This window comes from Ancylobacter sp. GW821-FHT10E12, assembly GCF_058809335.1.
The window spans coordinates 66,536-80,365 of sequence record NZ_JBXASN010000007.1 but is presented as its reverse complement, the minus strand read 5'-3'; the positions used below and the strand labels follow the sequence as shown (position 1 = coordinate 80,365).

General features: G+C 67.0%; 14 protein-coding genes. 6 read left to right on the top strand and 8 right to left on the bottom strand.

Translation table 11 applies throughout. The features are described 5' to 3' along the window. Positions 1-14: 14 nt before the first annotated feature. Positions 15-2,090 (top strand): sigma-54-dependent Fis family transcriptional regulator, encoded by a 2,076-nt coding sequence (locus AC1RU4_RS11110; protein ID WP_492891143.1) that lies wholly within the window; start codon positions 15-17, stop codon positions 2,088-2,090. A gap of 89 nt (positions 2,091-2,179) precedes the next feature. Continuing rightward, complete coding sequence (locus AC1RU4_RS11105) at positions 2,180-2,605, top strand: hypothetical protein (RefSeq protein WP_492891142.1); 426 nt, start codon at positions 2,180-2,182, stop codon at positions 2,603-2,605. 12 nt (positions 2,606-2,617) lie between these two features. Here AC1RU4_RS11105 and AC1RU4_RS11100 read toward each other — a convergent pair whose 3' ends face one another. After that, positions 2,618-2,890: a hypothetical protein gene (locus AC1RU4_RS11100; protein WP_492891141.1), complete on the bottom strand. Its 273-nt coding sequence runs from the start codon at positions 2,888-2,890 to the stop codon at positions 2,618-2,620. Between the two features lie 92 nt (positions 2,891-2,982). On the opposite strand from AC1RU4_RS11100, the gene AC1RU4_RS11095 reads away from it, so the two are divergent. From AC1RU4_RS11095 to AC1RU4_RS11080, 4 genes are all read left to right on the top strand, one after another. Continuing rightward, the gene (locus AC1RU4_RS11095) at positions 2,983-3,282 is read left to right on the top strand and encodes a hypothetical protein (RefSeq protein WP_492891140.1); all 300 of its coding nucleotides are present in this window, start codon (positions 2,983-2,985) and stop codon (positions 3,280-3,282) included. A 37-nt stretch (positions 3,283-3,319) separates the two neighbouring features. Continuing rightward, positions 3,320-4,438: a WD40 repeat domain-containing protein gene (locus tag AC1RU4_RS11090; protein WP_492891139.1), complete on the top strand. Its 1,119-nt coding sequence runs from the start codon at positions 3,320-3,322 to the stop codon at positions 4,436-4,438. 17 nt (positions 4,439-4,455) lie between these two features. Next, on the top strand, positions 4,456-4,638 hold the full coding sequence (locus AC1RU4_RS11085; protein ID WP_492891138.1) for a hypothetical protein: 183 nt from the start codon (positions 4,456-4,458) through the stop codon (positions 4,636-4,638). A gap of 294 nt (positions 4,639-4,932) precedes the next feature. Continuing rightward, a complete protein-coding gene (locus tag AC1RU4_RS11080) occupies positions 4,933-6,399 on the top strand; it encodes a short-chain fatty acid transporter (RefSeq protein WP_492891349.1) in 1,467 nt (488 codons plus the stop codon). Here AC1RU4_RS11080 and AC1RU4_RS11075 read toward each other — a convergent pair. From AC1RU4_RS11075 to AC1RU4_RS11045, 7 genes are all read right to left on the bottom strand, one after another. After that, positions 6,375-7,163, bottom strand: a complete 789-nt coding sequence (locus tag AC1RU4_RS11075) for an alpha/beta fold hydrolase (protein ID WP_492891137.1) — start codon at positions 7,161-7,163, stop codon at positions 6,375-6,377. The two genes, AC1RU4_RS11080 and AC1RU4_RS11075, sit on opposite strands and share 25 nt — an antisense overlap. Positions 7,164-7,366: 203 nt before the next feature. Further along, a complete protein-coding gene (locus AC1RU4_RS11070) occupies positions 7,367-8,668 on the bottom strand; it encodes a TRAP transporter large permease (protein WP_492891136.1) in 1,302 nt (433 codons plus the stop codon). Further along, positions 8,665-9,261 carry a TRAP transporter small permease subunit gene (locus AC1RU4_RS11065; RefSeq protein ID WP_492891135.1) on the bottom strand — a complete coding sequence of 199 codons (597 nt, stop codon included), beginning with the start codon at positions 9,259-9,261 and terminating at the stop codon, positions 8,665-8,667. Before AC1RU4_RS11065 ends, AC1RU4_RS11070 begins: the two co-directional genes overlap by 4 nt. 123 nt (positions 9,262-9,384) lie before the next feature. Continuing rightward, on the bottom strand, positions 9,385-10,443 hold the full coding sequence (locus tag AC1RU4_RS11060; RefSeq protein WP_492891134.1) for a TRAP transporter substrate-binding protein: 1,059 nt from the start codon (positions 10,441-10,443) through the stop codon (positions 9,385-9,387). A 47-nt stretch (positions 10,444-10,490) separates the two neighbouring features. Then, complete coding sequence (locus tag AC1RU4_RS11055) at positions 10,491-11,237, bottom strand: aspartate/glutamate racemase family protein (protein ID WP_492891133.1); 747 nt, start codon at positions 11,235-11,237, stop codon at positions 10,491-10,493. Continuing rightward, positions 11,234-12,133 carry a polysaccharide deacetylase family protein gene (locus AC1RU4_RS11050; protein ID WP_492891132.1) on the bottom strand — a complete coding sequence of 300 codons (900 nt, stop codon included), beginning with the start codon at positions 12,131-12,133 and terminating at the stop codon, positions 11,234-11,236. Before AC1RU4_RS11050 ends, AC1RU4_RS11055 begins: the two co-directional genes overlap by 4 nt. Then, positions 12,130-13,641, bottom strand: a complete 1,512-nt coding sequence (locus tag AC1RU4_RS11045; protein ID WP_492891131.1) for an amidohydrolase family protein — start codon at positions 13,639-13,641, stop codon at positions 12,130-12,132. The genes AC1RU4_RS11050 and AC1RU4_RS11045 overlap by 4 nt, the downstream gene beginning before the upstream one ends. Positions 13,642-13,830 lie beyond the last annotated feature (189 nt).

Below are 13,830 nucleotides of genomic sequence, written 5' to 3'. Positions count from 1 at the left end.
AGACGGAAGCGCCCATGGTCAAGCCGCCGCTCCAGTTCAAATCATCTCTGCCGCCCGCTCGCGCGGGAGGGGTGGTGGAGGACGAGGAGCATTCGGCCAACATAGCCACGCCTTACGATGCCGCGGCCACGATGAAGGCGTGGGAGCGTTTCCTGGCGTCCGACCCGATACCTTCGGCCGGCGGTCTCGTCCGCAGCGCCATCGAGCGTTCCTGGCAGCGCAGCGTGCGCTCCGGCGTCGATGCGCGGGGACGCGGCAGCGGGCTGATCGCCTCCACCGACGAAGTGGACGGGTTGCGCCGTCACAATGGTGATCTTCTCACGGCAGCGGGCAAGACGTTCGAGCGTATCGCCGAGATACTCGGCGATACGGCGACGATGGTGGTCGTCACCGACCATCAGGGCGTGATCATCGAGACCAGCGGCGATCCCCGCACCATCGACGCCGCCCACGACATCCGCCTCGAGGTAGGGGCGAACTGGGACGAGACCGTTACCGGCACCAATGGCATCGGCACGGCGCTGGTCACGGGAAAGCCGGTCTATGTCCGCGCCGCTGAGCACTTCTGCGAGGGCGTGAAGTCCTGGACCTGCATCGGCGCGCCGATCCGCAATCCGCTCGACGGCAGCATTGTCGGCGTCATCGATTTCTCTGGCCCGCAGGATATCTTCCATCGCCACAATATTGCGCTGGGGATGATGGCGGCGAGCCATGTCGAGCTTGCGCTTGCCGACCAGATGCGGCTCGAACGCATGCGGCTGCTCGAACTGTGCCTGTCGCGGCTGCAGGGCGGAGGGCGCAGTGACGGATTCGTCATCCTCGACCGTTTCGGCCGCGTCATCCACCATAGCGAAACCGCCGCGGCGCGCTGGCGCAGCGCCAATCCCGGTGCCGATCTCAAGCTCGGCGAGCGGCTGGTCGATTTCAAGGGCGATGCCTGGCCGGACAATATCGCCGCCGTTACCATTCCCGGCGTCGATGCGCAGCGCATGGAACCGCTGATGTTCGACGGGGCGTTCTCCGGTGCGGTACTGGTGCTGGGGCCGACCGCGCCTCCGGCGCCGTCGATCCGCGCCTCGAACAATGTTGTGCGCGAGGCGCTGAAGGCGGCACGGGCGGCCATTGTCGGCGAGAGCGCGGTGTTGATCGAGGCGATCGAGCGGGTCGAGCGCGCCGCCCAGGGCAAGACGGCGATCCTCCTGGAGGGCGAGACCGGCGTCGGCAAGGAGCTCTTCGCCAAGCTGATCCATGCCGTCGGACTGGAGACCGGCAAGGAGCCCTTCGTCGCCTTCAATTGCGGCGCGGTGTCGAAGGAACTGCTCGGCGGCGAATTGTTCGGCCATGCGCCGGGCGCCTATACCGGAGCGACGCGCGAGGGTCGCGCCGGCCGCTTCGAGGTTGCCGATGGCGGCATGCTGAGCCTCGACGAGATCGGCGAGATGCCGCTCGACCTGCAGCCCTACCTCCTGCGCATTCTTGAGGAAAAAGTGGTCTACCGCATCGGCGAGAGCCGGCCGCGCCCGATCAATGTGCGCCTTGTCGCTTCGACGAACCGCAACCTGAAAGTGGAGGCGGCCGAGGGGCGCTTCCGCAAGGACCTCTATTTCCGCATCGGTGCGGTCAAGATCACCATCCCGCCGCTGCGCAACCGGCACGGTGACATCGGTTTGCTGATCCACCATTTCAACCGTCAGATCGCCGACGACCACGGCACCGAGCCGCTGCGCTTCCAGCCGGGCGTGCTCGACTTGCTCGAACGCTACGAGTGGCCTGGAAACGTGCGCGAATTGCGCAATCTGGTCGAAAGCCTCGCGCTGATGTCGGCGAGCCGGACGGTCGGTATCGACGGTTTCCCCGAGGATTTCATCGAAGAGTTGCAGAACCTGCGCGAGGGCAGCGTGGCGGCAGAACCGGTGCCGGCCGGCGCGGCGGGCGGGGACGGGATTGCGCGGATCGACGAGACCGAGCGCCGGCTGATCGAGCGGACCCTCGTCGCCTCGGGTGGCAATACCTCGGTCGCCGCCGATCGGCTCGGGATCTCCCGCAGCACGCTCTACCGCAAGCTCCAGCAATACCGGGCCAGCCAATAGATCCGCCTCGCGCGGTTCGCACACGGGATGGAATGTCGAGGCATCCGATGACAGAGCGGCCTTATCGTTCGGCGAGCGTCCCCCGGTCCATGGCGCTCGCGTCGAGAATTCTCGACAATGCCACGCGCGACATCGTCTTCACCATGCGCGTCCGTGGTGAGAGCCTCGACCTGCTGTCGCGGCATTTCCAGTCGTTCATCGAAGAGGCGCTTGCCAGCAACGGTGTCAGCTACGGCGATCACCCGCTCCTGCGCCTGTTCGTCGAGACCCATGGCCGCGAACTCACCGAATTCGTGGTGAACGGCCTTGCTCTCTCCCACCAACTCGACCTGCAGGCCTTCGAGCGTTTCGGCGGCGATTCAACCCATCTGCTGCGGGCGGATATCTGGGACAGCCTGCGCGGCCATATCGAGACCGCCGAATTGCATTTCATGTCCGGCCTCGGCGGGTTGCACGACATTCTGGCCGAGGTTGACGGCCCGCGGTCGGGCGGGGAGGGCGGCTCGAATGGCTAGTCCCGGCACTGTTCAATGCATCCACCCGGGCGCGCCTGCAGCGGCGAAGGCGCCAAGGAGATTGGCGGGATTCTCCCGCAAGCTTCGGTGCGCCGAAGCCATCAGGCTGTCGCGCGTCGCTTCCGGCAATGCCTTGAGCGAGGCCTCGGCGAGAGCGAAATCCGCCGCCGTCCCGCTCGTTGCCGCCTGCCGCAGTGCCTGCGTGCAGTCGTGTCCGGCGCCGAGCTGTCGTTCGGCGCCATCTGCGAGGGCGGAGAAGAGCGGCGTGCCGATGGCCTCGAACATGGTGGCGGCTTCCTGTTGGCGTGCGGCCACTATCTCGCCCGGCCGGGGACCGTGTCCAGCCGCCGCGCGGGCCATTTCGCCGGGAGCCGCGCATGAATGATCCCGACGAACTGCGGACCTTGCTGATCGAGCGACTGGAGATCGTGCAGCAGATCGCGCGGCTGAACGCGCGCCAGCTGCGGAATCGGCAGGCCTTCAGCGGGCTGGAGCTCGAAGTGATGCAATGCGAGCGTGATTTGTCGCAAAGTCAGGCCGGTGCTTCAGCGGATCGTCTCGCGCAGGCGATAGCACAGCGCGACGCGGCCGATGCCCTGCTCGCCGCCGACGAAGCCGACCTGGCCGAGTGGAACGGGCAGCTCGACGCGGTGGATCGGCGGCTCGGCGGCGGTTGAGCCTAGGGATAAACGAAACGATGCAGGGAAGGGTGTCATGAGCACAATGGAAGCCGAAACGTCGCCGCTCTTCGCCCTGCTCGCCCGGCAATGGCGGCTCGATGCGGAGGTGCAGGCCGGGCTGTTCGACCGGGCCGGCCTCAGCGCGGCTTTCGCGCTGGCGGACGGTACGCTCGCCATCGCTTCGATGGACGATCCGGAATCCGCCATGGTGCGTTGGCGGATGTCGATCGAGAACGGGCGTTCCACCATATCGCCGCGTGCCCGCACGGTGTCGCTGCCTGCCATCGTGCCGGTGGACGTCGCGCCGGTGAGGCTGGCGGCATTCGGCCAGGCCGGGTTCCTGGCCGGCGGCGCCAGCGGCCGCCTGGTGCAGGTGGAACCTGGCGGACGGACGGAAAACTGGGTCGAGATGGATAGCGGCCCTGTCGATGCGATCGTCCCGACCCAAGACGGCCGGGCTCTGGTGGCGGCGGCTGGCACAGTGACGCGCTACGATCCGCATGGCGGCACCGCCTGCGCCGTGGCGCAGTATGACGGGCGGCTGCGTGCGCTCGCGCCGTCGCCGGACGGACGCCGCGTGGCGCTCGGCCTCGACACCGGCATCATGATCGTCGACCAGAATGGCGAAGCCGGGGACCGCTTCGATGTCGACATCGCAGCAGTGGAGACGCTCTCCTGGTCGCCGGATGGCTCGCGGCTTGCCGTTGGGCTTGAGCATGGCGGCGCCGCGCTCATCGAGGCCGCCAGCCAGCGGGTGCTGCGGCTCCCAGATTATCCGGCGGCGGTCCGCTCCCTCGACTGGAGCGCCGATTCGCGCTTGCTCGCCACCAGCGGCGCCTTCCGCGCCATCGTCTGGGAAATCGCGGACGGGGACGGGACGGATCGGCCGAAGACCATCGCCACCGGCCGTTCGGGCCTCGTGGCGGTGGAGGCCGCGCGGCTGCATCCTCATCGGCCATTGGTGGCGGTCGGCTATGAGAACGGGATGATCGTGGTGGTGGCGATTGGACACCGCGACGAACTCGTCATCCGCGATCCGAGCCCAGGTGGCCTGCGCGATCTGCACTGGTCCGCCGATGGCGAGCATCTCGCCTACCACGCCGGGCAAGGCTGGGCCGGCGTGATCGATCTGCCCGCACCGATGTTCAAATAGACCGACAGGAGGACAACATGAATTCGCCCGAAAAGATCGCCGAGAGCAAGGACAGGTTCTTCGAGGATATCGCCGCCCTCGCCGAGCGCATGATCGCCGAGCACGGCCGCGAGTTCACCATGGGTGCACTGGTCCTCGCCGCGCGCTTCATCGCCGAGAAGAAGGAGTTCGGTGCCATGAAGGTGGAAGGCGGGCACTGAACCTTCCACCTTATGCCGGGAATTCGATGGCCGAACCTCGCGCCGGCGCGCCCGCCTGCTGCCGGCGTTTTTCTCAGGCAGCAGGCAGCTACGTGCCGGCGCCCCTGACAGAGCCTGTTCACGGATCGATATTGCCGGGCGGCTGATGTGCCGCCTGCCGGTTCAACTGCAGGTACGCAGCACGCACGGAGCGACATCTGTGCGCACGGCGCCGAGCATCATCGCCCGCCGTTGCCCCATGTCCCGCATTCCGGGATACTCACGGGCAGACATGGCGCAGGGGCGGGACGCTTTATGACGGAGATCGGGGAGCGGGCTCCCTTGCTCGCGCGTGTCGACACCGGCACCGAACTGCGCGGTTTCTCACAAAAATTCGTGCATCTTTCGGAGCGATGGTTCCCCGACGCCTATGTCTTCGTGCTGACGGCGGTCGTCGTGGTTGCCCTCGGCGCCATGCTGCACGGAGCATCTCCCCTCGCCGTCAGCCATGCGTTCGGCGACGGCTTCTGGAATCTCATTCCCTTCACCATGCAGATGGCCTTCGTCGCCATCGGCGGCTACGTCGTGGCGGTGTCGCCGCCGGTTGCCGCCCTGCTGCGTCGCCTCGCGGCGGTGCCGCGGACGGCACGGGGCGCCGTGGTGTTCATCGGCGTCGTCAGCATCGCCCTGTCGCTGTTGAACTGGGGCCTGAGCCTTATCTTCTCCGGCCTGCTCGTGAGGGCGATCGCGCGCCGAACCGATATGCGGCTGGACTATCGGGCCGCGGGCGCAGCCGGTTATCTCGGCCTGGGTTGCGGGTTCACGCTCGGCATCACCTCATCGGCCGCGCAGCTTCAGGCAAATGCCGCCAGCATTCCGGCCGCGCTGCTGCCCATCACCGGCGTGATCAGTTTTTCGCAGACCATCCTCACCTGGCAAAATGGGGTGATGATCCTCCTGGTAACGCTGCTGTCCGCCAGCATCTGCTATGTCACCGCGCCGCGCGAGAGCGCGGTGAAGACCGCGGCCGAACTCGGCATCGTGCTCGACGGCGACCAAAAGACGAAAGAACTCAGGGAATCCGAGGTTGCTCGCCGGCCGGGCGATTTCCTGGAGGTCAGCCCGATCCTGACCATTTTCGTCGCGCTGCTCGCGCTTGGCTGGGCGTGGCAGGCCTTCCGGGCCGGTAACCCGCTCATCACGCTGTCCGGGCTCAACACCTATAATTTTGTCTTTCTTTTCCTGGGCGTCGTGCTGCACTGGCGACCGCGCAGCCTGCTGGCCGCCTTTTCCAAGGCCATGCCGAGCGTGGCCGGCGTGATGCTGCAATTCCCGTTCTATGCCGGCATCGCGCACATCCTGACGGCCGCCCCCGACGCGCAGGGCGTGACGCTCTCCCACACGTTGGCGAGCTGGTTCGTCGGCGCGTCGGCGGACCCATGGTCCTTCTCGGTGCTGATCGGCGCCTATTCCTCGGTACTTGGCTTCTTCATCCCCTCCGCCGGCGGCAAATGGGTCATCGAAGCCCCCTATCTGATGGCGGCGGCCAATGACATCGGGGCCAATCTGGGCTGGACCGTCATGGTCTACAACATCGCCGAGACGCTGCCGAACTTCATCAACCCGTTCTGGATGCTGCCTTTGCTCGGCATACTGGGATTGAAGGCGAAGGACCTGATCGGCTACACCTCGATGCAATTCGCCTTCCATTTCCCGATCGTGCTGTGCGTGGCCACCCTGTTGATGGCGACATTCTCCTATTCGCCACCCGTCATGCCGTGACGGCGGCCGGCGGCTTGCAGGATCAGGCCGGCGATTTCCTGCGGGTGCGATATGAGCGACAGATGGCTCGACGGCACCTCGATCGTCGTCGCCCCCATGCGCTTGGCCATGAACCGCTCCAGGTCGGGATCGATCGTCCGGTCCTGGGTCGAGACGGCGTAGAAGCTCGGCCTGGACCGCCAGGCGGCATTGGTGGTCCGGCCGGCCAGCAGCGCCTTGTGGAACGGTTGCTGGACCGCATATAGCAGCCGCGCCCGCGCTTCCGGGAGGTCGCCGGCGAAATCGCGCAGGAAGGCGGCCTCGGTGAGCCGCCCCTCGTCCCCGTCGAAGACGATGCCCGCCGAGGCTGGCGGCGTCGGAAAGGTTTTGGCCAGCGCGGCATAGTCCTCGCCCACATCCGGCGCGCGCGCCGCCACATAGACGAGCGCCGAGACGTTCGGATCGACGCCGACCTCCGTCACGATCATCCCGGAGAAGGAATGCCCGACTAGTACGGTGGGTCCATCCTGCCGAGCGAGAACGCGGCGGGTCTCCGCCACCGCGTCGTCCAATGTGGTCAGCGGGTTCTGCACCGACGTCACGCCGAGCCCCGCGGCCTGAAGCCGGGGAATGACTTCCGACCAGCATGAGCCGTCCGCAAACAGCCCGTGCACCAGCACGACATTTCGTGCGACGGGGACGTTTCCTGCCGACGCCAGCTGCGGCAGCAGGGTCGTCGCGGTGCCGACCGCGAGCAGGGAGGCGAATTCACGACGGTTCATCATGGCGAGGCTTCCTCGGTGGCGTGTCGCCGCCCTACGGAGCGCAACCGGAGCGTGGACACCAAATGGCGCGGCCGCCTTGATCGCGGCGGCGCTCGACATTGGGATGAGCGTGCCGCATCGCATGCCGTCCGGTCTTTTCGGAATGCATCGCCTGTCCTCGCCGGTCTCGACGCCCGGCAGGGAAGCGAGTTGCCCCCGCTGTCTCAGCGTACCGCCTGCACCGCCCAATTGGCCATGCCGGGAAAGTGGATCAGCAGCGCCATCATGAGCACCATGGCGGCGACGAACGGGATGGTGCCGGCGAAGACCGTGCCGATATTGCCCTCCCGCCGCACGGTCTGGATGACATAGAGCGTCATGCCGACGGGCGGACTGAGAAGCGACATCTCGCACATCAGCACGATGAAGACGCCGAACCATACCGGGTCGATGCCGGCGGCGACGATGATCGGGAACAGCACCGGCACGGTACCGACCATCATCGGCAGGGTCTCGAAGAAGATGCCGAGCAGCACGTAGAAGATCGCCAGCACCCATTTCAGCAGCAGCTGGCTGGCACCGAGGCCCGCGACCCAGGTGCTGAGCGTCTGTGTGATCTGCAACAGGCCGAGCGCATAGTTCAGATAGAAGGCGACCGCCAGGATCAGCATGGTGATGGCGGTCAGGCTGGCCGTCGCCACGAAAGACTCGTGCAGCATGCGGATCGACAGGCGCTTCTGCAGGCCGGCGATGATCATCGTCGCCACCACCGCCAGCGCCGCCGACTCCGTCACCGTCGCCCAGCCGGTATAGACCGAACCCATGATGATGGCGAACACCACCGCCGGGCCGATCAGGTCGATCATGCGCCGCACGCGCTCGCCATAGGGAACGTCGGGTTCGCGGGCGCCGGCAAGGCCCGGCCATGCGAGGCAGAGCACCACGATCACCGCCATGAACAGCCCGGTGAGGATGAGGCTCGGCACCAGCGCTGCCGCGTAGAGCTGGGCGACCGAGGTATTGGTGAGCGAGGCATAGACGATGAAGGCGATGCCCGGCGGAATGAGATTGCCGAGCGAGGCGCCGGCGGCGATGGAGCCGAGCACCAGGCGCTCGTCATAGGCGCGCTTCTTGAACGAGGGCAGCGCGACGGTGGTGATGGTGGCGGCGGTGGAGACCGACGAGCCCGACACCGCCGAGAAGATCGCCGACGCGCCGATATTGGTGTGCAGCAGCCCGCCGGGCAACCGGTTGAGCCATGGCGCCAGCGCTGCGTACATCTTGTCCGTCATGCCGCTGCGCACCAGGATCTCGCCGAGCAGGATGTAGAGCGGGATGGAGAGGAGGATGTAGTCCTCCATCGCGCTCCATAGTTGGCTGCCGAAGACCTTGAGATGCACGCCGTCGAAATAGACGACGACAGCTGTAACCGCCGTCAGGAACAGGGCGGTGGCGACGTGAAGGCCCAGGAACAGCAGGGCGACCATCACCAGGAAGCCGAAGACGACGATGCCGATGCTGATCATTGAAGTACTGCCTTTCCATCGTGCGGCAGCGTGCCGTTCGGGAGGGTTCCCTGCGTCTCGATCTCGATCTGCTCCTCCAGCGAGGGCGGGCCGTAGAATTGGTCGAGCCGCCGCCGGTCGCGCACGGCGAGGATCGCGGCATGGATGGCGAGCGCGGTGGCGAGGCCGGCGAACACAATGAGGCCGAACAGCCAGAGCGATTGCGGGATCCACAGCGGCGTCTCCAGCGGCGTGCTGGCGCGGGCCTGCCAGCGGAGCGTGTCCTTGAGCACGCTCCAGCCCTCCCAGGCGGAGAACACGGCCAAGCCGGCCAGCGTGGCGGCGGCGATCAGGTTCAGGACGTTGCGCAATGGCCGCGGGAAGCGCGGAAACAGGAAGTCGACCCGCGAATGCGCCCGCTGGAGCAGCGCCATGGAGAATCCCCAGGTGCTTCCCACCGCCAGCATATAGGCGCCGATCTCGTTGACGCCCTGAAGCGAGAAGCCGAATAGCCGGCGGGCGAGGATCTCGTAGGCGGTGGCGAAGCACAGCGTGACGAGAGCCCAGCCGATGACGATCTGCATCGCGCGGATCGGCCGCTCAACGGCACGCACGACGGGATTTTCAACCGGAGGCCGGACGGCGGGCTGTTCCACGCGAATCTCCAAACGGACTGAGGTCGGTGTCGAATGGGGGGTGAGCCGGCCGCCAGTCGCGGCACGGCTCACCGAATCTCCTCACGGCGCAGCGATCTTGACGCCGAGCGCCTTGCCGACGCTGTCGTTCCACACCGCGGTGCAGCCGGCATAGGCGGTTTCGCAACGCTTCGCCCAGCTGCCGAGGATCTTGTCCTGCGCGATCGCCTTCACCTTCGCCTTGTCGGCATCGGAGACCGGCACCAGCGTCATGTCGTATTTGGTGTAGATGCCACCGACGCAGGGACCGCCGGTCGAGCAGGACAAGGCGTCGGCATTGGTCTTGGTGGCGAGCGTCCAGAGGTCGTCCTCCAGCGCCTTGAAATCGGCGGTGAGGGCGGTCTGCTTGTCGGCGGGCAGGCTGTTCCACCATTCGAGATTGACGATATGCGCCTGCACCGAACCGGAAACGGAAAGCGGCATCAGGTATTTGGTGACTTCCGGCCACTTGCCGGTATTGGCCGAGGTCGGCGAGGTGACGCCGCAGGACGCGACGCCGCGCTCCAGCGCCGGGTAGACTTCCGGGAAGCTCAGCGTGACCGGCGCGGCGCCGAGCTCGGTCAGCAGCGTCGACATGGAGGCGGTGAAGGACCGTACCTTCTGCCCCTTCATGTCGGCCAGCGTCTCGACCTTCTGGTTGCAGAAGAACACCTGCGGCCCGAACGGCCAGATCGCCATCGCCTTGACGCCGAACCGTTCGCCGAGGCGCTTGTTGAACGGCTCGCGATAGGCGTCGACCGCGGTGCGCAGCTCGCCCATGTCGGTCGAGACGCCGACGAGGTCGATGCCCTCGAGGAACGGGTCATCCTTGGCGGCGCTGCCGATCTGCGTCGTCACCACCTGGAAGGTGCCGGAGCTTGCGAGCCGCAGCGCATCGGCAAGGTTGAGCCCCAGCACCTGGAACTCGTTGCGGGTAACCTTCACGCCGTCGGCGGTGATCTTTTCGATCGCCTTGGTCTCGGCGGGGTACTGGGCATTCTGTTGCTGTGTCTGGGTCAGCCAGCTCGCGGTCTGCGCCGCGGCGGGGTAGGTGCCCGCGGCGGCAAGTCCGGCGACAAGGCAGGTGGTGGCAAGGGCGGAACGGAGGCGACGGTGCAGCATGGGTTCGGGTCCTCGGTCTCGGTATGTGTTGACGTGGCGGCGGACGCTTAGGTCGGGTCGTCGAGAAGTGCGCTCAGGGCTGGCGAAACCCCTTTCGCCGGCGATCCGGCGGCGAGGCGCGCCGGCCGGCGCGGCGGTCGCGGATGCAGCCGGGCCAGCATCTCCGCCTGTGCCAGCGCGGGGGCGACGCCATCGAGAAGCGGCAGGGGAGCGCGCTCGCGCAGCCGATGGGCGACGCCTGCCACCGCCGCACCGCAGGCCACTGCCACATCGACACGGCCACCAGCCGCCAGCCGTTCCACGGCAGCGAGGATCGCGTCGTCGATGGCGGGACGGTCGAGATAATCCGCCGCCGAGGCGACCTCCACCGTCTCGATGGCCGCGAGCCGGCCGCGCAAGCCGATGCGCTCGATGACGTCCTCATAGAGGGGCAGGCTGACGCGGCCGAGCAGCACCAGCCCATACCGCCGGCCGAGCAGGCAGGCCGTGTGCAGCGCCGCCTCGGTGAGGCCGACCACGGGAATCGGCAGCAGCGTACGCGCGGCGAAGACGCCGGCGTCGAAGGACATGGCGACGACGGCGGCGTCGAAGCCCGCATGGTGGCGGGCCAGCAGGTCCAGCGCGGCATGCGCCGCGATAGTGTTTTCCGCTTCTGTGGAGACGATGGCCGCGCCGAATTCCGACGTGATGCCCTCGACAATGGTCGATGGCCCGGCGCAACGCCGGGCCTCGATGAGCACGGTGTCGGTGACCGCCTGGGTCGTATTGGGGTTGACGAGAAGGATGCGTGTCATGGCACCGGCTGCTCCTCGCTGGCGCAGACGCGGGCGGCGATGTCGCCGGGCGTGGTGATCCAGAGGCCTTCGCGCCGCGCCGCGATATGATCGAGCGCCCGCCGCAGCGCCCGCAGCCGGAACGGCTGGCCGGTGATGAAGGAGTGCAGCACGATGCTCATCACCAGCGGTTGGCGGGCCGAGGCGTCGAGCATCTCGTCGAACTCGTCGACGATCATGTCGGCGAACTCGCGCGCGCTGTGCTGGCGGCCGATCAGCGTCGTGCTGTCGTTCAGCTCCAGTGCATAGGGCAGGGCGAGCAACGACCCCGTTCGCGTATTCAGCCGCATCGGCTGGTCGTCGGCGCGCAGGTCGGCGAGGTAGCGGAAGCCCTGTGCGGCGAGGATGTCCAGCGTCTGCGGGCTGTGCGCCAGCCATGGGCTCGACCAGCCGGTGGGCGGGGCGCCTTCCTCATGGGCGATCCGCAGGCGGACGGCGGCGATATAATCCGCCTCCTCGGCGGGCGTCATGCCGGCGAGGCAGTCTGAATTGGCCCAGCCATGGGCGACGAACTCGGCGCCGACATCGCGCGCCGCCGCGATCACCGCTGGCGCGGTGTCATAGACCGCCGTGTTCAGCAGTACCGCCGGACGAATGCCATAGCCGGCGAGGGCGTCGAACAGCCGGAACGCGCCGACCCGGTTGCCATAGTCGCGCCAGGAGGCGTTGACGAGGTCGGGGGGCGCGGCGCCCGGCAGGATGTCCTCGCTGCGGCCGGTGCCGAAGGCATAATCCTCGATGCCCACCGCGACATAGAGCGCGAGGCGCGCGCCGTTCGGCCAGCAATAATCCGGCCGCCGCGTGATGGGAGAGAGGTCGTAGCGTCCGTGGCGGGCCGGCATCGCGTCCATCCTCATGCCGCCGTCCTCGTGTCCGACACCCAGCGGTTCATGCCGACATCGCGGCTGGCGGCCTTGGCGACCATGGCTTCGTAATAGGGGCGCAGGCGTCCGGCGGCATGGGCCGCCTCTTCGAGCGCCCGGTGACGGCGGGCGAACAACTCGCCCGCTTCCGCGAGCAGATCGGCCTCGTCGATGGTGCTGCAACGTCCGGCTTCGAACACGAAGCGCCCGGCTACCATGGTCGCCACCACCGAACGGCCGTCCTCGCAATAGACGAGCTGCCGCGCGAGATCGTTGAGCGGTGTGAAGGCGAGGGTGTGCAGGTCGATCAGCGTGAGATCGGCAAGGCGGCCCGGCTCGACGGCACCAAGCTCATGCTCCAGGCCCATGGCCCGCGCGCCACCGGCGAACAGGCAGTCGAGCACTTCCCACGCCTTCGGCCATTGTGCGCAGTCGGGGGAGGCGATGTTGTGGATCAGGCCAGCCATCTTGGCGACCGGCCACATGTTGACGCTGTCGTCGGCGATCGCTTCGTCGGTGCCGAGGCAGATCGGGATGCCGCGTGCGCGCAGGCGCCGGAACGGCATGACGCCGCTGCCGAGCCGAAGATTGCTGATCGGGTTGTGGGCGACCGTGCAGCCGGCTTCGGCCAGGAGATCGAGATCGGCGTCGTCGACCCAGATGGCGTGGATGACGTTGAGGCGATCGGACAGGATTCCCTCGTCCGCCGCGTAGCGGATCAGCGATCGTCCACCGAAACGTTCCTCGCCCAGCACGCGCTGGAGCTTGGTTTCCAGCATGTGGGCGAAATAGGGAATCCCGTGCGTCCGGCTGATCTCGTCGAGGGTCCGCATATAGTGTGGCGACACGCGTTGGGGCGCCGAGCACGAGACGGCGGCGCGTAGCCTGCCGCCTTCCGCACCGTGCCAGCGGCCGAGCAGGTGGCGATAGGCGTCGAGCAGGAAGGCGGTATCGCGCGGCACCGAGAGGTCGGCGCACAGATCGGGGGGAACCAGGTCGCGCAGGAAGGGCAGCTTGTCGAGTTCGGCGAGTTCAGGCTCGTCGAGCGCGAGGTTCACGCGCATGCCGCTGTCGGCATAGGCCTGCATCACCGCGTCGATAATGTCGGCCGTGGGTTCGGGCAGGAAAAAGGCATCGTCCTGCACCGAGGTGATGCCATTGCGCAGCATTTCGGCGCAGGCGAGCAGGGTGCGCAGATAGGCTTCCCGCGGGCTCGGGCGCAACGCCTCCAGCGACGGGCTCTCATAGAGCATGAAGATCTCGAGCGGCAGGCTGTCGAGCCGGCCCTTCATATGGCTGACCGGGGAATGGAAATGTCCGTTGATCAGGCCCGGCAGCAGCAGCTTGTCGTGGCCGTCGACCATGCGCGTGCCGTCCGGTGCATCGAGGTCGTTACCCATCGCCGCGATGCGTCCATCTTCCACCCGCACGTCCACGGGGGCCGACAGGCCCTTGCCGTCGCCGCGCTGCAGAAGATGGACGTTCCTGAACAGGGTGGTCACGGCGATCTCCACATGGGCAATTGGCCCCGATGCTGCTTCTGTCGTTGGGGAAGCCTGCATCACCGGGGATCGACGGCCGGGCCGACGCTTCGTTCGCGAGCGCCGAATTCGGCGCCGAGGCCGTTATTGCATCCAATATGTCGATAATCGTATTTAATATTGTCGACAATTCAAGATCATAATATGTAC

Coding starts and splice junctions, on each gene's coding strand:
- AC1RU4_RS11110 (WP_492891143.1), top strand. CDS start 15: ATGGTCAAGCCGCCGCTCCAGTTCAAATCATCTCTGCCGCCCGCTCGC.
- AC1RU4_RS11105 (WP_492891142.1), top strand. CDS start 2,180: ATGGCGCTCGCGTCGAGAATTCTCGACAATGCCACGCGCGACATCGTC.
- AC1RU4_RS11100 (WP_492891141.1), bottom strand. CDS start 2,890: ATGTTCGAGGCCATCGGCACGCCGCTCTTCTCCGCCCTCGCAGATGGC.
- AC1RU4_RS11095 (WP_492891140.1), top strand. CDS start 2,983: ATGAATGATCCCGACGAACTGCGGACCTTGCTGATCGAGCGACTGGAG.
- AC1RU4_RS11090 (WP_492891139.1), top strand. CDS start 3,320: ATGAGCACAATGGAAGCCGAAACGTCGCCGCTCTTCGCCCTGCTCGCC.
- AC1RU4_RS11085 (WP_492891138.1), top strand. CDS start 4,456: ATGAATTCGCCCGAAAAGATCGCCGAGAGCAAGGACAGGTTCTTCGAG.
- AC1RU4_RS11080 (WP_492891349.1), top strand. CDS start 4,933: ATGACGGAGATCGGGGAGCGGGCTCCCTTGCTCGCGCGTGTCGACACC.
- AC1RU4_RS11075 (WP_492891137.1), bottom strand. CDS start 7,163: ATGATGAACCGTCGTGAATTCGCCTCCCTGCTCGCGGTCGGCACCGCG.
- AC1RU4_RS11070 (WP_492891136.1), bottom strand. CDS start 8,668: ATGATCAGCATCGGCATCGTCGTCTTCGGCTTCCTGGTGATGGTCGCC.
- AC1RU4_RS11060 (WP_492891134.1), bottom strand. CDS start 10,443: ATGCTGCACCGTCGCCTCCGTTCCGCCCTTGCCACCACCTGCCTTGTC.
- AC1RU4_RS11055 (WP_492891133.1), bottom strand. CDS start 11,237: ATGACACGCATCCTTCTCGTCAACCCCAATACGACCCAGGCGGTCACC.
- AC1RU4_RS11050 (WP_492891132.1), bottom strand. CDS start 12,133: ATGAGGATGGACGCGATGCCGGCCCGCCACGGACGCTACGACCTCTCT.